The following is a 22,878-nucleotide window of genomic DNA, read 5'->3' on the forward strand; positions in this document are numbered from 1 at the left end:
TCCTTACGAATGGGGTATGCACAAATGATCAAGAAACTTTGCATTCCTCCGTTTGGAAACGTTTCATTCATATTCTCCCTTCTTCATGACTATTCATCTTTGTACAAGGAGAGCATTTCGAAATGAGGTATCGATGTTCGCAAGTATAACAAGTTTCGAAGGAGGCTCGAGAATGAGGAAAGTCAAAAGAGGAAAATGTTGGATATCGGGAATGGTTATATGGGCTATGGTGCTCCAGCTTGTTGTTCCGGGAATCTCTGTCGCGTCCGAAAATAGAACTGTTGCTGGAGAAACGCTCATTCCTAAGAATGATGTGAAATCATCGGTTACGGATGCGATTTATCAAATCAAGAATATTCCTAAGAATGACATGGGATTGTCAGTTACAGATTCAGTCTATCAAATCCGGAATCCTGGATTTGAAACAGGAGATTTGACGGGATGGACCGTTATCAAAGGCGATGCGTTCGGTCCGAATAGCGTAACCGACGAAACGACTTGGTGGGCAGAAAAAATACCGTATAACCAGGAAGGAGCTTATCATTTAAACGGCTGGAAGTATGACGAATCTGCGACAGGTGTACTTCGTTCCAGCACTTTCGAGCTGGGCGGAAGCGGCTGGATCAGCTTCAAGCTTGGCGGTGCAAAGAACCCAGACAAGGTATTTATAAATATTGTGGAAGTCGATACGGGACAAGTTATTGCCCGATACGGAAATAGCGCATTCGCCGACGTTGGCTTCCCGGATCCTGCGCAGGGCATGCGGCTTGCCAATATGGTGCAATACAAGGCGGATCTTTCCACACAATTGGGCAAGAAACTGTATGTGGAGGTCGTCGATAATGCAACCTCGGATTGGGGAGTCATTTTTGCGGACGCATTCTCCATGTACCATGAGTCGGAGCCAGCTGAAGGAATTGTTGCGACGGATATCAAGCCGGATTTCAAGCGCTATGAAATCGATAATCCAAGCTTTGAAACCGGAAATCTCGATGGCTGGACGGTTGAGGAAGATGCTTTTGAAGTGACTGATGAAGCTCATGCGAGCAAAGAAGGGAACTTTTATGCCAAATCCTCCCTGCAAGGAAAGGGCTCCATCACTTCTAATACTTTCACGCTTCAGGGAACAGGAACAATTAATTTTACTGTTTTGGATATCCTCAAACCGGAAAATGCATATGTTGCACTTTTCGATGCGAACAGCAACACATTGCTTATGAAAACCGGGAATGTCAGCGCGAACGAGAAAATCTCATGGAAAGTGCAAGAACACTACAACAAGAAGCTCTATGTAAAGGTTGTCGATCATTCCAATGAAGCCAGCATTGCCGTTGATAGTTTCCAAGCAAGTGATAGGGGGACTATTTTCTACTTAAACCTTGATGAAGGCGCAGGAAAGAAAGCGTTGGAGAAAGTACACAATCTTAGGCACGATGTGAACTATGTATTTAACAACGCCAGGTATATGGCATCGAAGGATCCGAGATGGACTCCGCGTGGAATAAAAGGCGGCGCCTTATTGTTCGATGGATCCTCGAATTATATTGAGGTCAATGCAAACGTTACTGTGCCTGTAAGCGACGCGTTAACCATCGAAGCTTGGGTTGCACCGCGTAGCTATGAGTGGGGAGACGGAAACAAGCTGTCTGCGATCGTAAACCAATCCGACCAGGATAAAGCGGAAGGCTTTTCTCTTGGTATGTATCGGCACGGTACATGGTCGATGCAAGTAGGCATCGGCGGTCAGTGGATTCAGGTATGGGTAAAGGATCACCCGTTGGAAAAATACAAGTGGAATTATGTGGCCGCTACTTTCAGTAAAGAAGATGGAAAAATTAAGTTATATCTAAACGGTGAGGAAGTGGCTTCCCAAGCAACCCCCGTCAACGTTCCGATCACACCATCTACCGAAAGCCTGATCATCGGGAAAAATAATAAACCTGTAGAGTTAGCAGGGGTGTTCTCCTTCAATATGTTCAGCGGACTCCTAGATGAAGTGAAGCTGCATAATAAAGCCCTTACGAACCAGGAGATACTTGCTGGATATGAGAGCGTGAAGGCGCTTCATGGAGGTTCAATTCCGAAAATTCCGAATGCGGACATTGATGAGGATCCAAGTGTGTTTGACGGAGATCAGCACCGACCCCAGTACCACGCGATGCCTCCGCAAAACTGGATGAATGAAGCACATGCACCGATTTACTATAACGGCAAATACCATTTATTTTATCAACATAACCCGCAAGGTCCATTCTGGCATCAAATCCACTGGGGGCATTGGGTGAGTGACGATATGGTGAACTGGGAAAATGTAAGACCTGCTCTTGCGCCCGAAGCGGGCACCCTAGATCCGGACGGCACGTGGTCAGGCAGTGCAGCGTATGATCGAAACGGCAATCCTGTTCTGTTCTATACCGCTGGCAACGACTCCTTGTCGCCGAACCAAAGAACAGGGTTGGCAACTCCGGCGGATTTGTCCGATCCCTATTTGGAAAAATGGGAGAAATATCCTAAACCGGTAACGGAGCAGAACGGAAAAGGCATCCACAACGAGTTCCGCGATCCGTTTGTATGGTACGACAAAGAGGTGGACAAGTGGTATCAGTTAGTGACATCTGGTCTTCCAGACTTCAGCAGCGGCACAGCTTTGGTGTATGTATCCGATGATATGTACAATTGGAAATATAAGGGACCGTTATACGTTAGTGACAGAAGCCGTTATCCGGAGTTGGGTACGGTATGGGAGCTACCAGTGTTATTGCCGTTAGGCACGGATAGTACGGGCAAGCAAAAATATATTTTCATGATTAATCCCCATGAAAAGCCGGAGCATGTTCCTCCAGCGAACGATGTGCAAAGAGATGTTGAGGTCTTTTACTGGATCGGGACCTGGGACCGGGATAACTTTAAATTTATTCCTGATCAGGAGGCACCCTCCAAAATGGATGTAGGTGACGGCTATTTAACCGCAGAGAGCGGTCTGGTCACACCCGACGGAAGAACGGTCGTATTCTCTATGGTGCAAAATGTAAGAACACCGCAAGCCGAATATCAATCTGGATGGGCTCATAATTTATCTTTGCCGGTTTCCCTAAGCCTCGATAAGTATGATAAATTGCATATCGAACCGATTAAAGAACTGCAGAGCCTTCGAGGGGAAAAATGGGTTGATTTTTCGGACAAAAATTTGGAGAGTGCCAATCAATTGATTAAGAATGTCAAAGGCGACATGCTAGAGATTGTGATGGAGATTGATCCGCGTGAAGCCCAGAAATTTGGTCTCAAGGTGCGACGCTCGGAAAAAGGCCAAGAAGAGACGCTCATTTACTACGACAAGAAGAACGGGACGTTTAATGTGGATCGAACCAAGAGCAGCATTGATCCGGATGTGCGTGTAGACGGCATTCAAGGAGGATATGTAGATCTTGAAGGAGAGAACTTGAAACTCCATATCTTTCTTGATCGCTCGGTCATTGAAGCCTTTGCAAATTACAAGAAGAAGCTGACAACTCGTGTCTATGTAGGCAGATACGACTCCTTAGGCTTACAGATCTGGGCCGATGGCGATATCAATATCAAATCCATGCAAGTATGGGATATGAATGCCTTAACGGGTAAACCGGCTGCTCCGGTCTATGTACCCGATAAGTGGGATAATTCTGTGTATAAGGATATTACAGAGCTGCCTAACCATGATTTTGCTACGGGCGACTTAACAGGATGGATGACGGAAGGAGACGCCTTCCAGAATGTCCATGTGACCAATACCCAGTTCTTCTGGGACAACATTTTCTTCAACCCGTCGCATAAAATTCCGGGCAGCTACCATTTGTGGGGCTTCAACGAGCAAGCCGGCGGCGACAGCTTAACCGGAGCGCTAAGATCTCAAAATTTCGTCCTTGGTGGGAACGGTAAGATCAACTTCCTTATCAGCGGAGGCCGGGATATAGATCGTCTGTATGTTGCGCTGGTTCGGGCGTCGGACGACAAAGAGTTATTTAAAGAGACAGCGACCAATTATGAGGAATATCAACGTAAGATTTGGGATGCGACGGATTATATCGGGGAGGAGCTTTATATAAAGGTGGTTGACCACTCCAAAGGCGGGTTTGGACATATTAACGTCGATGATTTTAATGTACCTGTTCAGGTAAAGAAGAAAACTAACAACTGACTCTTGTTAATACAGAATACCCGTGAGTCCTGTAGTCACTCCAAGCAAATCGAATAGTCAAATAGCTTATCATTCGAAATGGCATCGGTATTGTATCTGATTCTGGAATTGAGCTTTTGATAAATGGGAAGTAAATAATGTAAATCTCGAAACCCCTTATCTTATCTATGGATAGGGGGTGAATTATTGTTGTCAGAATGCAACGTATTGTGTAGAATTAAAGAAAATTATGGAAACATAATTGAGGTGGGGGTGGTCCCTCTATACTCAACTTATACAGAGGAATGAATAAAAATGCTTGGGAGAGGGGGGGAGTGTGTGTATAAAGAGCTTCTGAGCATAGCACAGCTAATGGGGGAAACAATGCGATTGGTTGGGTATGCCCGATACTACAAATCCCTTAACATTGATGGTTTACATTACATACATCAAGTAGAAGGTACCCAAGTGATCGCTATTGTTAAACCAAATCATAGTACTCATCATGAAGCTACAACATTTTTAATGAATCTATTATTAACGGAAAAGCTAAAAATGAATACGGTTACAGGGCATGCCCAGAATCTGAAAAAGTTCTTGGATTACATGATGTTCTGGAGGCTAGAGGAAGATTTTGAACATATCCATAATATCGAAGTAAAAGCAGGTAAGACCGTATCCTATTGAAGTAATATTACTGGGATTTGCGGATTACCTTCGATGTATTCCAAAAGGTTACAAGCCATTTGAAGATTTAAAGGTGGCGACTCACGGGATTCATTGGTCTATGTTAAAGAATATCCCCCTTAACAAACATGCAATGGCAGAAGGGAAGCTATCAACCGTAATTCGAAGCAGTCATAACGATTTAAAGAAAACCAACTGGTGTGAGTACCCGTCTGGTGCACTTGCTCCGATCATCTATACTGCATGTGCATATCTGAAGTTCTTGCGTGATAGAACAACAAGATTTAAATACCTGCCATTAGAGCAGGTTCCGAGAAAAGAAATAAGAGATAATCATTCATTAATAGCGGGTACTGCGGGTAGTAGGGTGCGGATAGTGTTTGATGTGGAAAATATTGCTCGAGATTCCGGTACTGCAGGACCTGGAGGAGGGAAGAGCAGGCAAGCCTCTCCCATTAACCACGACAAGGTCTTTAGTGAGACCGAAGCAGACATGTTCTTTGAATTGATCGATCCGTATGAAAATGCTTTGGATCTTCTTCTCTTTGCGATATTGCGTTACTTTGGATTACGCCCTGGTGAAGCAGCTGAGATTCGAATTGAGGCGTCAACAATTCCTTCCAACTTAAACGTGTATCATACAGCAAGAGAGGAATTAACCGAGTCTCTTTCCGGGAACTTGCAGTTTGTAAAAGAACGCGGGTTGCGGGGGAATTGGGTCATTGATACGGGATGGAAAACGAAGGCTTCCTGCAGGGACGTGGCGTTGATAACTCACAAAACAATTGATCCATTTAGCAGGAAAAATATCCGATTTCCAACACAAGAGGAGTTCACTGATCTTCTGTATTGGGCACTTCTTCAGCGGCGGGAACTTTTGTCTTATTACACAAGTGAAGATCATGGCTATCTATTTGTATCAGAGTCAAACAATTCAAAAGGGAAGCCATTAAGTAAGAAAGGCGTTTACAGTAAGTATAATAATTTGGCTGATGACTTATTTCAACGAACTGGGGGAAGCGTAGACCTACGTTCCTACTATCCACACACCTTCCGACACTTATTCGCGACATCACTTCTCCTAAGATATCGCAGACCATCCGAAGAGATCAGCAAGTGGTTGGGGCATTCTTCTGTCGTGATTACGCGCGATACATATATTCATTAGATACCTGAGTCAAATAATGACACAGAAAAAGGTAAAGTAGATCATTTAGGGAGGGTATTTATGCGACAGGCGGAGATCTCAGAGGGAATCCACGCGCATGAGGAGGACTCGGAATGACACTAGAATGGACTCCATTATCGGAATTTCGCAAATTTTTAAAAAACACGCTGCGTTTGAATCATGTGAATCAAGTATTTTCTTCTATAAAAAATCCCGTCCTTCAATTATTTACTACATTTCCGGCCCCGGATAACTGGTTAGCTGTACCGCCTGAAGAGAGACCAACCTTTCGGCATCGCGACAGTCGAGACCTATGGTATGTCATTTTCTGGGCTTGGCATACAGGTTTTTGCAAGGGAAATGATGTAGTAGCACAATATCGTCGAAACGACTTGGTTTGTTACCTGTCAACCAGAGGTCGTGTTAATCTGTCGGATTTCCCCGTCAAAATGGGCCTCCTCAAAAATTCAGAAGCAGAAAACATCCGCAAAAAAGACTCAAACCGTATAGGTTTGTTCAACAAACTATCTATACACCTTCTAGGTGTTATGAAACCGCTGGGCGATTTCACGGAAGAAGATATAGCGTTAGCGGATGTAATGCGTCCGAACGACAAACGTTATAACGCCAAGTGTTTAAAGGACATTCTTTTTGAGCTTGGATATTCGGATGAACCAGGAAGACGTAGGCAAAGAATACTGTTTGACGATTGCTGTGAGCATCCAAAGTGGGGGGATATCGCACGTGAGTTTCGCGAGCATTTAAAACGAAGTAATTCGCTAGACTATTATATTCGTAAAGCGGGCAGTGCTTTGCATAAATTTTTCAAATGGCTTGACCAGCACGGGGAGTCGGATGCTTCATCTCTCGAGTATGAAGATTTTCTCGATTTGTTTGATTACATTTCAAAGAATAACGATGGAGAGGAGTTTTCAGCTAAGTATACCGGGAACAATCTTCTACACATAAAGTTATTCTTTGATTGGGGGAAAGGTTCTCATACATTTTTTCCAACATACGTTGACTGGCCCAGTGATTTATATTCTGGAATTCATCGTGAGGCCCAAGAAGAAACATATTCCGGTGATGGCCTCGCTTTTGATGACCCAAACTTCCCGATGCTCATGAAGGAAGCAATTGAAAATTATCATCCCGAAGATGATGTTGAAGTTTTATGTCGCGCTTTTTGGTTAATTATTGCCTCATCACCGGTGCGTAAAACGTATCTGCTCAATCTTCAGGCTGAAGAATGTATGCTGCCATTGCCTAATGCTCCATCAGCGGTAGGATTATACAGCCCATATTCAGGTATTGAGAAAGCTAAACATCGTAACGGCCAATTTCCTATAATTGATTCTGCAGGTCTTAGAGCGGTCGAATTTTTACAGAAAAGATCGAGCGATAAAGCCTTCCGACCGATACGGAACGAAAGAGCGGATGCATCGTATGTGCATCTTTTTCAATTGGAGAAATATCCCTGGATTTTGAATGAAAGACAAATATATAGGTTTTTTTACAAGATAGCAGAATTTATTGGACATGGAGATAAAAAAGGGAAGGCTCATGGTTACAGACACTATCTCATAACTCACATTGCAATCGAAACCGGGAACAGTGAGTTAGCACGACTTGCTGCAGGTCATGAAAATCAAACCATGCTGAATCGATACTTACGAAGTAATCTCTCCCGTCAAGCATTGTTATTTGCTACTATTAAGAAATATCAGGATGGTGAGATTGCGGGACGGTTTATTTGGCGAATCTTCGAAGCACTTGCCAGCGAACAAACTGAGCCTGACGAATTGATAAAAGCTTTGGGATCTGAAGAGCTATCTTTAGATGAATTCTTTGCAAAATTCGGGCTTCCAGCTCCTACAGGTGTAGGAAGATGTTTAATACAGAGGGCTTGCCTTTTTGAGGCAAAGTGTTTTTCCTGTCATCATTTCGCCATACGAAAAAGTGAAGCAGCACAGGCATTTCATACTTTGGCCAGATTAACCAAGGACATGTGGAACATGATGCGAGGCAGTCGGGATTTTACAACCAAAAACGCCAAGGCGGCCGGATTAGCTACGCAAATAGCGTTGCTTGGGGACATGATTCGGCATTTCGGCTATAGTGACGAACAGATTCAAATAGAGGTTATCAGTCGACTAGTCTGAGCTTAGATTGGAAAGAGGTGAAATCGTGTCGCAAATATTAGCTTGGCAATCCCTGAGATTTGGACCCATTACTGTAAGGCGAAAGGGACAATTCGAGAGTAGAGAGCATCTGACAAGATCGGAGTATGAACAATACAGATCGGCAGAGACTTGGGGACGGGTTGAACCTATTTTATCAAGCTCCTTAACGGATTTGGTACAACCCACAATATTTTTCAAGTTACCCGGCACCCAAAGAGATTACGTATTACTGCTTGCCTTTTTACAACGGATCAGTTTGCCTTTAGAGATCGTATTTCCAACCAAGACCGAATTCAATAAATTTCCTTTTCCCGAGTTACCGAATTTTGAGTACTTTGATGCGCTTTACGATAAATACTATCCGGTATTGTATCCGATGGATAGCGAAAAACAACTACAAAAGGCAAAGAAAAGGATTCCTTTGCTTCGAACTGTAGTTTGCTTATGGTTCGCAGGTTACGCCCTTAAGGAAGGGTTAGAGGGTAATCATATTATTACTTCCTCTGTATTAGCAAAAGCAAGTAAGATCGCTAAATATCATAGAAGTAGTTTAACCCTCCTAGGTAAGATGTTAGCTAAAGAAACAGATTCCTTGATTGAAAATAAACCGGTCATACCTTGCGATGAAGCGGAAAGAAGTGTCTGGATAGCCGCGGGAATATATCCAACCCAAACGCCGTTTGAGGAGAGTCTCTATACCTTTGCATTTTCTTACTTGAGGCAACGTGTGAATAATTCAATAACTGATGATTATTACGACGATGAAGGAAATTTACTTTTCAGATACGGTAAAAAAACTATCAGCATAAATTATTGGAAAGCGATAGTCAAGTACATCCGGTATTTTGCAATCAAATGTCGATCAAAAGGTCTTACTGACATAAGCGAGAATTCAATATCAGAAGTATACACAGAGATTTTTGGCCAGATGAAGGGACAAGAAGATAAGACGTTTTTCCGAGTGGCGCTTCGACATTGGCTTAGGTGGCTTATAAGAACTACAAATGCTTCATACAACATAGAACGGATTATGCCAAGACCTAGACGTGTTATGTCAAAAGATCATGGACGAGTATTTAGTATGTCCAAAGCTTATATTCTTGTGCAGACCTTAATGAACGATCAAACTCCTTTAATTAACGAGAACATTCTGATGGACTTTCGTCATAGGCGGGCTTGCCTGTTGATGTTATCAACTGCAGCAAGGCCTCATGAAATAGTTAATTTGCTTCAGAATGCTTTATTTATAGATTCGCAGGATAATTCCTGGATTCGTTTTCACAAAACCAAGACCATTCGCAATCAACCCGATCGAAACGGCTATGAATGGGTTCATCACGCTCTAGTGAAGAGCGATGCTGCAAGATGGTTTAACGAATTGATTCATTTTGCCCCATCAGAACCTATATTTTTTCCAAGAGAGTGGGGTGGGGATGGCCTTACGGAACTTCGTTTACTGGCTTCAAAACATAATGATGGCCCTATACGAACTAGCGGACTGTATAATTTTTTAACTCGCAATCAATCGAAGTTATGGCCTGAACTTAGGAAGCCATATTTCACACCCCATAATCTAAGAGCGCTCCATCTTACTTATCGGCGTATCTTAGGAGACAATGATGAGCTACTAGAGAGGCAGGCAGGACATAGTCATCCTTCCTCAAAAAAGCCTTATACGGAAACAATGCCTGCAGAAGAAGTTGCAAAGTTTGGTCATCTACTTCAAAAAGGCGTTTGGAGAAAGAAACCGGAAGGGGAGGATGCTGATAAGACAGAAGGGGCTGGAATTTCGTCTACTGAATATGTAGCCATTGATGAGATAACCGAAATTTCATCTAAGTTTGAGGTCACGCCTCAAAAGCTAGATGAAGCATATAAATTAACCCAGAAAATTATAGAGGAATCACCACGTTTCCAAGGTAAAGTTATTGATTTGGAAGATGAGTTACACGAGGTTAACGTAGGTGGTTATACGCATAATTGTAATGCACATGTCTTGCTAAACTGTGGTCATACACCCGGGCATTGTAGAGCATGTGATGATTATAGTCCTGATGAGGGTACAGAAGATGCGCACAAGGCCGACATATTTCGTGAAATGTTGCATTATTACTATTGTCTCGATGCAGAGAAAAATTTCAAGTCCACAGGACAACGAAAAATGGTTTTTCAGAAGGCTGAGGATATAAAGGAACGGTTGAACAAAACAGAAAGAAGTCTCTGGGTAAATAAATTTAAAATGCCGCCAAATGAGGCGAAAAAACTGCATTCATTGCTCTTTGAGAAAGCAAAGGCATACTTTCGTGAACAGTCTAAAGAGAAGCCTAATCCAACTAATGCAGAAGTGCTTTGTTATATTTTAAGTGGGGAGGTAAAGTAAATTGGCTCGTCCGGTTTCTTTCAGTAGCAGCGACTTGGCATGGGAATGTGCACAAGTAAAAAGAAAGCTTTTAAATGATGTCAAAAAGGGGCGATTATCGCGTCTTTCAAAATCAGATGTGTACGATATGATTGCAAAACGCCCGCGAATCAGATTGAAAAGCTCGCGAATCAGATTGAAAAGCTCGCGAATGTTGTGGACGGGTTCCTATAAGGAATATTTGGAAAAATGGTTCACCAAATTGAATGAGGAAATACAATTAATCCTAGACTCGGCCTCTGAAGGAGAACCAACGATTACAAGTCCTGAGATTGTAGCCCAGGAGCACCGGGAATTGCAAGCCAAGGTTACTCATTTAACACAGCTTATAAGTACGTATAAAGATGCTTTGGACGAATTACGCATAGAGAACGGACAGTACCGAGAATTAATCAGCCAGCGTTTCGGAGATATTGACTTATTCTAATGATCCTGAATGTCCCGTGTACTGATACCCTTCGCATACATATGTGCTCCTCAATGCCGGTCACATTCGTTTGATTTTTCTTCACGACTACAGGTTCAAATTCTACATCACCGTATTCGGAGGTTACGGTTTTCTTACTGTTGTAGCCGTCGCGGCTGTTTCTCGTTTGTTTGTTTTTACATCATGTTTCTCATAACCGGGATGCGTATCCAGTTCGGCTTCTAATGCTTCTTGAAGTACATCTGCAAATAATTCCTTTAATGTCCATTGAATATCTTCTGCCGATTGAAAATTATGCTCTTTTACGAATTGACGTAATTCTTGTTTTGACAATAATCCGCTTCAGGTCACCATGTGCTTATTCCTCCAACTTTGATCTAGTAGTCAGTATTGACAAATTTATCTCAGTTGAAGTAAAGATTATGTCCAAACTAAATTGTTACTTCAAGCCTTGTACGGAATTGAATTACAAATGGGTGAATCTCTCCCGGAGCGACTATTCTTTGGTGTGACGGTTCACTCGCAATTAATGAAAGCAGGCCGCGTGATAGATTTGAGGGCTGAACGCATTCTTATCATTGGAAATAAAACTGTATTTCATGAATATATCCAATCGTTATCGAGAATTGGTAATTTGTTAGAGAAGAAGATCATTGTTGTTTATCTTGGAAGTTTTCCAGGACCGGATAAACGATTTTTTCTTCGGCAAATCCAAGATAAATTTGATAAAAATGGTCTTCAGATTGAAGTTCAGTTTTGGGGCGACATCGATTGGGGAGGGTTCCAAATATTCCGGCATTTGCAAAAATCAGTGTTTCCACAACTACGACCCTATCGTATGGATAAGACTACTTTCCATCAGCATTTGGATTGGGCAGAAACCTTCACTGCAGATTATCAAGTCAAATTGGAGCAGCTACTGGAAAACACGGATAATTCCTAGTTTCACGGATTAATTCGAGAGATGTTGTGTACGGGCAAGCGTTTAGAGCAAGAAGCTATACTATTATAAACTGTATTTCAGCCACTGGTTGTTGCCGAATTCTATAAGATTCGTGGTAATACTTTGTATTGACAGTGTATTTCACAATAGCCGCGACTTTTGCGGCTTTTTTCATTTATTGTTATTAGTTGTTTTCTTGGACTGGGACAAAAATCAAAATTGAGCCTTCTATTTTTACCATAAAAATGCAAGTAAATCCGTAACTGGCCGATCAAGGAAACAAGGTTGTTACCAGGTTGGTGTAGAGCAAGGTAACGTCTGGGTATCTTGGCGGCTTATTTAAATGGGGGATGAAGAGCCAGTTGCAGACTACATTCTCAGTTCCCGGCTACAGCAAGCGATCAAAGCGTGATCGTGTGCTGACACCGGCGGTTACTCCTATTCGTGGTTGGTGGAAATTTCTCTTACGGGGTCACCGCTTGCGGCATGTTGTTAATCGGGGTCGGGACCGGTTTATTCCTTACCCCCAATACGACGGAGATCATGTCAAGCGTTCCAGAGCAAAGCCGCGGGGTGGCGAATGGACTGCGGTCCATGCTATATAACTTGGGTCAAGTGCTGAGTACGGCTCTTTCTTTAACCATCGTCGGCGCAGCGCTGCCAGCCCACCTGAAGAACGTGCTGTATTCCGGAAAGAACAATGTGATTTCTGCCGTTGATTTTGCTTTCGTCATTCACGGTTACCGCTGGGTCATCATCGCACTAATAGGGACTTCTCTACTCGCTCTTGCTGCCTCGTGGTTCCGTCCGCAACAGAAAAAAGCTTACGAAAGCTCTTCAGCGGCCTCTTGACTTTGACGCATTGATGCCGCGTCAATCCGTCCGATCCTCATCGATCGGTCCTGCGGCTGCCGCCATAACCCCAGCGCGTCCGGTAAGCCCAAACTTCTGGAGCTAGCGATATATATCCGGCGGGTAGTGGAGCGTTGACGATAATATTGCTTACCAACCTGTAACTAAAGAAGTTTTTATTAGAAGGATACCTTTTTACTTCTACAAACCCGATACACCTCAAAAAATGTAGGTGGCTTCCTTGCTATAATACGTTGCTCTCATTTTAAGATTTCCAGCCTGATAAAAATTTCAAGTAAAGTAGAACTTATGACCTATTGGAATTATTTTCATATTACTGTATTATCATTGAGTGTAAACATGATCGATCAGGACTTTTTAAAAGAACACATAAAGGATAAATACGGATACGAAAGACTCATCACTTATTTCTCAAGACATGAAGTAATTGGGGAAGAAATTTTTCCGTATCTTGGTACTGCCATTCACTAAACGGACTGGTATATTTGCGTTTATGGGAGGATTTCACGGAATGTCGCTGGGGAGTCTGGCTGTTACCAGCAACATTCAGAAAAGATCTTCCTCCGGCATAGCATTATCCGATGTTACCTTTTTCCCATACTCCGAGAGTCCAATTGACTCATTCGATACTATTGAATACATGGAAGCCGTTCTAAACGACGGTCACTCGGGAATCGAAAAACCGGCGGCTATTATATTTGAAACCATTCAGGCGGAAGGCGGCGTAAATATAGCTTCACCCGAATGGATGCTCAGGCTGAGGGAACTTAGCGACAGACACGGTATTCTACTGATTTGCGATGACATTCAGGTTGGCTGCGGACGCACCGGACCGTTCTTTTCATTTGAACGTGCCGGGATGATCCCTGATATTGTACTGCTTTCCAAGTCAATCAGCGGGTATGGCCTTCCCATGTCTATTCTGCTGATGAAACCGGAACTTGATGTCTGGAAGCCTGGTGAGCATAACGGTACGTTCCGGGGAAACCAGCTTGCTTTCATTGGAGCTACAGCTGCGTTGGAATATTGGGAAATGAATAATTTGGAACAGTCTGTGAAATATAAGGAAGCATTTGTAAGAGAATATTTAACCAAGCAGATTTTGTCATTACATAAGGGCCTGACCATTCGGGGTGCAGGTTTGATTTGGGGTATTGATTTTTCCAATGTGGAGGATGAGCGAATCACGCAAAAAGTAGTAGAGGAATGTTACCAAAACGGTTTAATCATCGAAAGCGCAGGAAGAAAAGACAGTGTTATAAAACTTATGCCTCCGTTAACCATCGAGCTTGAACTTTTGCAGCAGGGTTGTTCAATTATCAGACAAGCTATTCAAGAGAATATAAATAAAGTATTGGAGGTCGAAAGTTATGGATAAAATCGCCATTATAGGAATAGGATGCCGTTTGCCAGGAGGAATAAGGGGGCCTGAGGAGTTCTGGGAAGCATTGACTGCGGGAAAAGATATGACTTCCGATTTACCCGAAGGCCGCTGGGATTTAGAAAAGTTTTATGATCCTGACAAATCAAAGCCAGGCAAGCATTACACCTGTCATGGTGGATTTTTAGATAAAATAGATGAGTTTGACCCTTTGTTTTTTGGTATTTCTCCAAGGGAAGCGGCCTTTCTTGATCCACAGCAAAGACTGATGCTGGAGACATCATGGGAAGCAATGGAAGATGGAGGCTTGGATCCGGCCAAGCTAGCAGGAACCAATACCGGTGTCTTTGTAGCGGGCTTCACCCTTGACTATCAAGCAATACAATTTAAAAACGAATCGGTTGAAAGTTTAGATACACATTCGGCAACGGGTATGATGATGACAATGTTGTCCAACAGGATTTCATATATATATGATTTCAGAGGTCCAAGTTTGTCTGTAGATACAGCGTGTTCGGGCTCTTTGGTTGCAACACACCTTGCATGCGGGAGTTTATTGAATAATGAATGTAATCTCGCAATAGCAGGCGGAGTAAGTGTTATAGCTACACCTGAGTATACCATAGCGGAAAGTAAGGGTGGTTTTTTATCTCCCGATGGACGGTGCAAAACTTTCGATTCCAGTGCAAACGGCTATGCAAGAGGAGAAGGAGCCGGCGTTGTGGTTTTAAAACGCCTGTCAGATGCTATCGAAGACGGAGATAGGATTTATGCCGTAATAAGTGGATCGGGTGTAAACCAGGACGGCCACACAGACGGGATTACTGTTCCAAACGGGCAGGCTCAGGAAAACTTAATGAAGGAGGTATACAAAAAGGCAGGAATATCACCTTCAGATATAACATATATTGAAGCTCACGGCACCGGCACTCCGGTTGGAGACCCTATTGAGGCTAATGCAATAGCACGAGTGGTTTCAACAGACAGGCCAAAAGATAAAAAGTGTATTGTCGGATCTGTTAAGACAAACATTGCCCACCTTGAGGCCGCTGCAGGAGTTGCCGCACTGATAAAAGCTTCACTAATCATAAAGCATAAGCAAATACCTCCACATCTGCACTTTAAGAATCCAAACCCTAAAATTCCCTTTGACGATTTATGTATACGAATTCCTCAGACCCTGGAGCCTTTGCCGCAACCCGCATTGGTTGGCATAAATTCATTCGGTTTTGGAGGAACAAATGCCCATATCCTCTTGGAGGAAGCTACAGATCTCCAAAAACAGGGTACTCCTGAAGTTAATGTAAATACCGGATGGCCATATATGATTCCCATATCTGCGCGCTCAGAAAAGGCGCTAAAAAACTATGCGCAAAAGTATGTTGATTTTATTAATGGAAGTGGAGAAAGTATTTCTTTATATGATATTGGAAGCATGATGAGCAAAAAGCGCACCCATCATGACTATAGACTAGCGGTTTCGGCATCTTCAAAGGAAGAACTTGCAGGAAACCTGGAAGCGTATATTAAAGGACAAGCACGCCAGGGGATGTCTGCGGGAAATGTTGAGGCAGGAAAGTACAATAAAGCTGTTTTTGTATATACAGGTATGGGGCCCATATGGTGGGCTATGGGCAGACAGCTCCTTGAAAAAGACCCTGTGTTTAGAAATATGATAGAAAAATGCGATAAACTTACACGTCAGTATGCTGGATGGTCTCTACTGGAGGAACTTCTCGCCGATGAGGAGAATTCACGTCTGGACCAGCCCCAGTTTGCTCAACCTGCCAATTTTGCTGTTCAGGTGGGTTTGACTGAAGTATGGAAATCCTTGGGTATTATACCCCATGCGGTGGTAGGACACAGTGTTGGAGAAGTGGCTTCTACATATGTTGCAGGAATTTACAGCCTTGAAGATGCCATGTTGGTAAGTATTCACAGAAGCCGTGCACAGCAAAAAGCAGTAAACAAGGGCACAATGCTGGCGGTAGGTTTACCAGAAAAAGAAGTTGTGGCCCTGCTGGATGAGAACATAAAAGGTGTTTCAATGGCAGCAATCAATAGCCCAAATTCGGTAACTTTGTCAGGTGATCCTGATGCCCTTGAGCAGATCCAAAAACAGTTGCAGGATAAGGGGGTTTTTGCGCGGCTTTTAAAGGTCAATGTAGCGTATCACAGTTACCAAATGGAACCATATGAGCAGGAGCTATTGGAGGCATTAAAAGGAATAAAGTCCCAGCCTGCCGGGATACCGATATATTCCACGGTTACAGGGAAAATGCTGACGGGTACAGAGTGTGATGGACATTACTGGTATAAAAATGTAAGAGAGCCGGTACGTTTTGAAGCAGCAATGTATGAAATGATTTCGTTGAATTATAACTTATTTATTGAGGTGGGCCCTCACCCTGTTTTAGCAGCTTCTATTTCTGATTGTCTGTCAGCTAAAAACGTTGAAGGTAAGAAGTTGTTCTCTATAAAAAGAAATGAAAACGAACAGGTTTCAATACTGGAGAACTTAGGGAATCTATATGCACTGGGATACCCTATAGATTGGAACAAGATTTACCGGTACCAAGGTGAGTTTGTAAGTCTCCCTCTTTATCCATGGCAATGGGATAAATACTGGATGGAAACGCAGGAATCAAGTGAATTTAGGCAGGGAAAAAATAAGCACAAGTTTTTAGGACGCCGTTTGAAAACTTCCAGCCCTATATGGGAGATTGAACTTAATACTACCTATATGACGTATCTTTCTGATCATAAAATACAAGGTATAGAAGTTTTCCCCGGAGCAGGGTATGTAGAGCTGGGAATGGCTTGTGCCAGAAGCTATTTTGGAGAGGGTTTTTATACAGTTGAAGATATAAAGTTTGAAAATGCTTTATTTTTAAATCAAGGAGTATCACCTGTGGTGCAGGTGGTTTTGGATCCAAAAACCGCAAAATTCGAGATTTCAAGCAGGATACCGGGACAAGATAAGACTTGGACATGCAATGCATCCGGCACAATAAGAAAACGGCAAAACATAAAGATCACTGCTAAAGATGAGTTGATTCAAATACTTGGCAATTGTACCAAAGAATACGGAAAAGAAGTATGTTATAAAACCTTCTATCAAATGGGTTTCCATTATGGTCCTTATTTCCAAGGTATAGACAAGATATGGAAAGGCGATAACGAAGCTCTTGGCAGGATTGAGATCCCTAAAATACTGGAGATTGATAGCTCTATCTACGGTCTTCACCCGGCGGTATTGGACGCCTGTTTCCAGGTTACCATTGCGGCAGTTGCACCACTTAATGAAGATGAAAATAACGAAGGCCAATCATTCCTACCTGTAGGAATAGACAGGGTGCAGCTTTATGGAAGGCCGGAGCCTGTCATGCTTTGTCATACGCAGATGGTAGATAGGAAAGATAATAATTTGAACGCCAACATCCGTCTATATAGTGAGGACGGAAATCTAATCGCCGAAATACTGGGCATAAGAACTAAGGAACTTGGAAATAGTGGAGGGTCTGATGCTGGAAGAGTTAAGGATTATCTTTATGAGATAAACTGGGAGCTTCTAAAAAGTGAAGAAGTTGATACCCGCACAGCTGCTGCTAACTCTGGAGCATGGCTTATTTTTGTGGATCATAAAGCAGCAGGAAAAGAACTGGCAAATCTCCTTGAAAAAAGGGGAGAAGAATGCTTTATGGTATATCCTGGTGAGAATTTTGGTTGGCAGTATGAAGAGCGTGAGATATATATAAACCCTCGAAGCATTGAGGATCTTAGAGCGTTGTTTGATGAATTCTCAAAAATTAAAACGAAGCTAACAGGTATTGTATATATGTGGAGCCTCAATATCCTTGAGATCCAGGAAGTTAGCAATACAGCTATAGAAAAAGCTTGTTTTGAAAACCTGTTTGTATTAAAACACCTGGTACAAGCAACCACAAATCTGGGATTAAATTTTAAGCTGTGGGTTATTACAAGAGGAGCCCAAATGATCAACAGGGCTACTCCAAATTCTGCATTCTTACAGTCGTTGGTATGGGGCCTTGGCACCGTCATAGGTTACCATGAGTTGCCTTCAAATTGGGGAGGCCTTGTAGACCTTGACATAGAGGCCAATGCGGGTGAAATGGAAATGCTGTTAAAAGAAGTCTTAGGTAATGGAGAGAACCAAATTGCTTTCCGTAATGGGAATAGACTTGCAGCAAGAATCGATAAACTGCGGATTGATATGCAGCATCAAGTACCCGTACATCTTCGCCCCGATGGAAGTTATGTTATTACAGGTGCTTTTGGTGGCATAGGTATGATTACAGCCCAGTGGATGGTTGCCAAGGGAGCAAGACATCTGGTACTGCTTGGACGCGGAGAATTTCCAAAACGTTCTGAATGGAACAATGTAGAGCCAGGCAGCAGCCTTGCAGAGAGGATTGAGTTTGTTCGTAAGCTGGAGTCCCAGGGGGCAACAGTATATATTGGATCAGTGGATGTAACTGATGAGGAAAAGCTTGCTGGATTTTTTAAAGATTTTGATAAGGAAGAAAGGCCTCCTATTCGAGGTGTTGTACATTCTGCTGGTATTACGGATGATCAATTTCTTGAGGTTAGTAAAGATGAGACTTTTTATAGGGTCCTTTCGCCTAAGGTAAATGGTGCATGGAACCTTCACCGTATGACAGAGGGACGGCCTATTGACTTCTTTATTTTATTTTCTTCAGTTGCTTCTGTATTTGGTTCACCAGGCCAGGGAGCATATGCAACTGGGAATGCCTTTTTGGACTCACTTGCACATTACCGTTTATCGAGAGGACTTCCTGCACTGAGTATCAATTGGGGACCATGGTCAGAGGTTGGAATGGCTGCAAGGTTTATGGAACGTGATCCGGAGTATTATATACAAAAATCCATAGAATCTGTAACGGTAGAAAAGGGAATTAGGGCTATGGAGCACCTTGTTGGAGAAGCTGTTGCACAGTCTGTGGTTCTACCTATACTCTCGTGGCAAACGTTTTGGGAAAAATGGTTCTCACCCATGAGTTCTCCACATGTGCTTAAAACTCTTTTGCAAGATGAGTCAGGACAACAAGAGAATATAAATAAATCAAAGGTGGATGTTGATATCCTGGAGGATATTATTTCATCTCCAATACAGAGCAGGCAGAATATCGTTGAAATGCATATTAAAACAATAGTAGCGAAGGTTTTGCGTTATAATCCTGAGGATCTAAGTACCAAACAACCACTAACTGTTTTTGGGATGGATTCATTAATGGCCACCGAAATAAAAAACAGGATGGAGGTTGCCTTTAAAACACCTGTTTCCATAGTAGAACTTCTTAAGGGTTCCAGCATATACGATCTTTCCGAGCAAATGATATCAAAGCTATACGAATCGGGAAAGATTTCAGAACAGGGTTCCCTAAATATGGGTAAGGCTGAGCTTGAAAGAATACCTAAAGTTTCTGAAAAAGAGTACTATGAAACCTCATCTGCACAAAAGATGATGTATATCATTAATAATCTTGAGGGTAACAACATTGGGTATAACATACCTGTGGGAATTTTATTTGAAGGTGGGATTGAAAGGGTTGCCCTTGGGGAAGCATTAAAAACATTGATACAAAGGCATGAAGCATTTAGGACATCCTTTGAGATGATTGATGGGGAGCTTGTGCAAAGGATACAAGATGAAGTTGATTTTACTATAGAATATTTTGAGTCTGAGGAAGACGGAGTAGAGAAAATAATCGATGAATTTGTAAGACCGTTCGATTTAAGCAAAGCACCCTTAATAAGAGTAGGTCTTATAGAAATCCATGCTAGCAGGCAAATACTTTTGCTTGATGTACATCATATAGTCTCGGATGGAACTTCAATAATCAGGACTTTTGATGAAATAGTTTCTATATTAAGTGGTGAAAGCCTTCCGGCAATGGAGGTGCAATATAAGGATTTTGCCCAGTGGCAGAATGGCTTGTTTAGCACTGAGGTTTACAAAAAGCAGGAAGAATACTGGCTTAATAGGTTCAAGGGTGAAATTCCTATCCTTGATATGCCTACAGATTATCCTAGGCCTGTCCTTCAAAGCTTTGAAGGAAATAGGTTGCTATTTGATTTAGACAGTCATTTGATGGATAAATTAAATGTACTTTCCTCCCAAACAGGAGCCACCGTGTATATGATACTTCTTGCGGCATTAAATACACTAATGTATAAATACTCAGGACAGGAAGACATAATTATTGGTACTCCTATAGCGGCAAGAACTCATTTTGATACTGAAAGAATACTGGGGATGTTTATAAATACCCTGGCATTAAGGAATTTCCCAGAGGGAAATAAGGCCTTTACTGAGTTCTTGGAAGAAGTAAAAGAAAGCTCCTTAGAAGCATATGAAAATCAGGAATACAGGTTTGATCAGTTTGTGACAAAACTTAACGTAAAGAGAGATTCAAGCAGAAATCCTTTATTTACTGTTATGTTTAATATTGTTCCTTCTGATGAGCATATTATGGAACATCGTGGTGAATTAAAGTATTCCAAATATCCGGTTGAAAGTAAAACATCAAAATTTGACCTAACATTCCAGTTGATACCAGATGGTCATAATATAATATTATGGATGGAATATGCTACACGTCTGTTTAAGAAGGAGACGGTAGAAAGGCTTGTTCAGCATTACTTTAATATCCTTGAAGAGATAACCTCAAACCCTGAAAAAAAACTATCAGAAATCAATATGTTATCCCAAGAAGAAAAGGAGCGAATAATATACGGCTTTAACGATACGAAGGTTGAATTTGAACATCACCTGACGGTACACCACCTGTTTGAGCAGCAGACGAAAGTACGTCCAGACAATATAGCAGTAGCGTATGAAGGCCGTAGATTTACATATGGCCAGATCAACCAAAGGGCAAACAGGATAGCAAGGTACATGCTAAAGGCTGGCACTGGTAGAGAAGAAGCCGTAGTTGTCATGCTGGAGAGGGGACCCTTATTTGTAGAATCGGTACTTGGTATATGGAAAGCAGGGGGGGCTTACATACCTGTAAATCCAAAATACCCTACACAAAGGGTGCTTGATATATTTAAGGAATCTAAAGCTGCCTATGTGTTGACCTTATCAGATTATGTGACCCAGCAGCTTAGTGAGAACTATAAAGGCCGAATTATATACCTTGACCAGTGTGAAAAAGAGATTGAGGCTGAAAGTGGCGAAAACCTAGATCTAGATATAGACATAAATAGTTTGGCCTATGTTATATATACATCTGGTTCAACTGGTGTACCAAAGGGAGCTATGATAGAGCATCTTGGCATGATAAACCACATCCATGCGGAAATAAAGGAACTTTGTATAACTAACATCAGCATAATATCCCAGAACTCGCCTCAATACTTTGATGTATCTGTATGGCAGTTCTTTGCAGCCCTAACCATAGGAGCTCAAATTATCATCTATCCAGATGAAATAGTAAAGGATGTTGCAAGGTTTACGAATCGGATCATAGAAGATGGCATAACGGTCCTTGAGGTGGTACCTTCATACCTTGCTTTAATGCTTGAGTATGTGGAAAATACAGGGAATAAACTGGAAAAACTTCATTACTTGCTGATAACGGGAGAAACCGTAAAATCCGGCATAGTAAGGAAATGGTTTGACCTATGTCCAAATACTAAAGTAGTTAATGCCTACGGACCTGCAGAGGCAGCGGACGATATTACTCTATATACTATGGAAGCTGCTCATGAAGGAGAGAACATTCCTGTAGGCAAGCCTATACAAAATATGAATCTATATATAACAGATAAAAACATGAACCTGTGCCCTATCGGAGTAAAAGGAGAGATCTGCGTCTCTGGAACAGGTGTAGGAAGGGGTTATTTAAATGACCCTGAAAAAACAGCCCATGTATTCCTTGAAGATCCTTTCAGAGAAGAAAAGGGGATAAGGCTGTACAAAACAGGAGACCTGGGAAGATGGCTGCCTGACGGGAATATCGAATTCCTGGGCAGAATAGACCATCAGGTTAAGATCCGCGGATACCGAATAGAGCTTGGAGAAATAGAAGCTCAGCTTCTAAAACATTCTTCAATAAAAGAAGTTGTGGCAGCAACAAGGGAAGACCCCCAAGGGAACAAGTACATCTGTGCATATATAGTTGGAGAAAGTGAATTGACAATACCGGAATTAAGGGAGTATCTCTCCAAAGATCTGCCAGACTACATGATCCCTTCATATTTTGTACAGTTGGAAAAACTGCCTTTATCAGCGAATGGCAAGGTAGATAGAAATGCCCTGCCTGCCCCTGATGGAAATATTAATACAGGGGTAGACTATGCTGCACCATTCGGTGAAATTGAGGAGAAGCTTGTACTGATATGGAGCCAAATCCTTGGAGTCCAGAAGATTGGAGTAAATGATAACTTCTTTGAATTAGGAGGAGACTCATTAAAGGCAACCAATCTTGTATCAAGGGTTCATAAAGAATTTGACATAGAATTTGCATTAAAAGAAGTGTTTATGGGTCCTACAATTTCGGCAATAGCAAAAAGTATTAAAAATAGACTTAACGATACAGTGGAAATCGAAGAAATTTTAAGCATGATTGAAAATCTATAAATAGGAATTAAAAGA

9 protein-coding genes and 2 pseudogenes are annotated in these 22,878 nt (G+C 42.2%); 10 read left to right on the top strand and 1 reads right to left on the bottom strand.

All coding sequences use genetic code 11. The annotated features are described in order from the left end of the window. The first annotated feature begins 172 nt into the window (after window positions 1–172). The 6 genes from MLD56_RS12520 to MLD56_RS12545 all read left to right on the top strand — a co-directional run bounded on the left by MLD56_RS12520 (window position 173) and on the right by MLD56_RS12545 (window position 11,037). Window positions 173–4,174, top strand: a complete 4,002-nt coding sequence (locus MLD56_RS12520) for a GH32 C-terminal domain-containing protein (protein WP_029515270.1) — start codon at window positions 173–175, stop codon at window positions 4,172–4,174. Window positions 4,175–4,492: 318 nt separating this feature from the next. Then, entirely contained in the window at window positions 4,493–4,840 is a 348-nt protein-coding gene (locus tag MLD56_RS12525; protein ID WP_029515269.1) for a hypothetical protein, read from the top strand. A gap of 100 nt (window positions 4,841–4,940) precedes the next feature. Then, complete coding sequence (locus MLD56_RS12530; protein WP_029515267.1) at window positions 4,941–6,008, top strand: tyrosine-type recombinase/integrase; 1,068 nt, start codon at window positions 4,941–4,943, stop codon at window positions 6,006–6,008. Between the two features lie 113 nt (window positions 6,009–6,121). Next, the gene (locus tag MLD56_RS12535) at window positions 6,122–8,170 is read left to right on the top strand and encodes a site-specific integrase (protein WP_029515266.1); all 2,049 of its coding nucleotides are present in this window, start codon (window positions 6,122–6,124) and stop codon (window positions 8,168–8,170) included. A gap of 25 nt (window positions 8,171–8,195) precedes the next feature. Continuing rightward, window positions 8,196–10,571 carry a site-specific integrase gene (locus MLD56_RS12540; protein WP_029515264.1) on the top strand — a complete coding sequence of 792 codons (2,376 nt, stop codon included), beginning with the start codon at window positions 8,196–8,198 and terminating at the stop codon, window positions 10,569–10,571. A 1-nt stretch (window position 10,572) separates the two neighbouring features. Continuing rightward, window positions 10,573–11,037, top strand: a complete 465-nt coding sequence (locus MLD56_RS12545) for a hypothetical protein (protein WP_029515263.1) — start codon at window positions 10,573–10,575, stop codon at window positions 11,035–11,037. Here MLD56_RS12545 and MLD56_RS12550 read toward each other — a convergent pair. After that, a pseudogene (locus tag MLD56_RS12550) lies at window positions 11,037–11,370 on the bottom strand (transposase); the annotation flags it as partial. The gene MLD56_RS12545 and the pseudogene MLD56_RS12550 sit on opposite strands and share 1 nt — an antisense overlap. Window positions 11,371–11,509: 139 nt before the next feature. On the opposite strand from MLD56_RS12550, the gene MLD56_RS12555 reads away from it, so the two are divergent. From MLD56_RS12555 to MLD56_RS12570, 4 genes and pseudogenes are all read left to right on the top strand, one after another. After that, window positions 11,510–11,980: a Wadjet anti-phage system protein JetD domain-containing protein gene (locus MLD56_RS12555; RefSeq protein ID WP_029515261.1), complete on the top strand. Its 471-nt coding sequence runs from the start codon at window positions 11,510–11,512 to the stop codon at window positions 11,978–11,980. A gap of 543 nt (window positions 11,981–12,523) precedes the next feature. Continuing rightward, on the top strand, window positions 12,524–12,832 hold the full coding sequence (locus MLD56_RS12560) for an MFS transporter (RefSeq protein ID WP_185156378.1): 309 nt from the start codon (window positions 12,524–12,526) through the stop codon (window positions 12,830–12,832). Window positions 12,833–13,322: 490 nt separating this feature from the next. Then, a pseudogene (locus tag MLD56_RS12565) lies at window positions 13,323–14,231 on the top strand (aminotransferase class III-fold pyridoxal phosphate-dependent enzyme); the annotation flags it as partial. Beyond that, complete coding sequence (locus MLD56_RS12570) at window positions 14,224–22,863, top strand: hybrid non-ribosomal peptide synthetase/type I polyketide synthase (RefSeq protein ID WP_049816874.1); 8,640 nt, start codon at window positions 14,224–14,226, stop codon at window positions 22,861–22,863. The pseudogene MLD56_RS12565 and the gene MLD56_RS12570, both read left to right, overlap by 8 nt. Window positions 22,864–22,878: the final 15 nt, after the last annotated feature.

The organism is Paenibacillus peoriae (genome assembly GCF_022531965.1).
GTDB classification, from domain to species: Bacteria; Bacillota; Bacilli; order Paenibacillales; family Paenibacillaceae; genus Paenibacillus; species Paenibacillus polymyxa_D.

What these genes read in the sequence shown, in the direction of transcription:
- MLD56_RS12555 (WP_029515261.1), top strand. Translation starts at nt 11,510, where the DNA reads ATGGGTGAATCTCTCCCGGAGCGACTATTCTTTGGTGTGACGGTTCAC.
- MLD56_RS12535 (WP_029515266.1), top strand. Translation starts at nt 6,122, where the DNA reads ATGACACTAGAATGGACTCCATTATCGGAATTTCGCAAATTTTTAAAA.
- MLD56_RS12530 (WP_029515267.1), top strand. Translation starts at nt 4,941, where the DNA reads ATGTTAAAGAATATCCCCCTTAACAAACATGCAATGGCAGAAGGGAAG.
- MLD56_RS12570 (WP_049816874.1), top strand. Translation starts at nt 14,224, where the DNA reads ATGGATAAAATCGCCATTATAGGAATAGGATGCCGTTTGCCAGGAGGA.
- MLD56_RS12560 (WP_185156378.1), top strand. Translation starts at nt 12,524, where the DNA reads ATGTCAAGCGTTCCAGAGCAAAGCCGCGGGGTGGCGAATGGACTGCGG.
- MLD56_RS12520 (WP_029515270.1), top strand. Translation starts at nt 173, where the DNA reads ATGAGGAAAGTCAAAAGAGGAAAATGTTGGATATCGGGAATGGTTATA.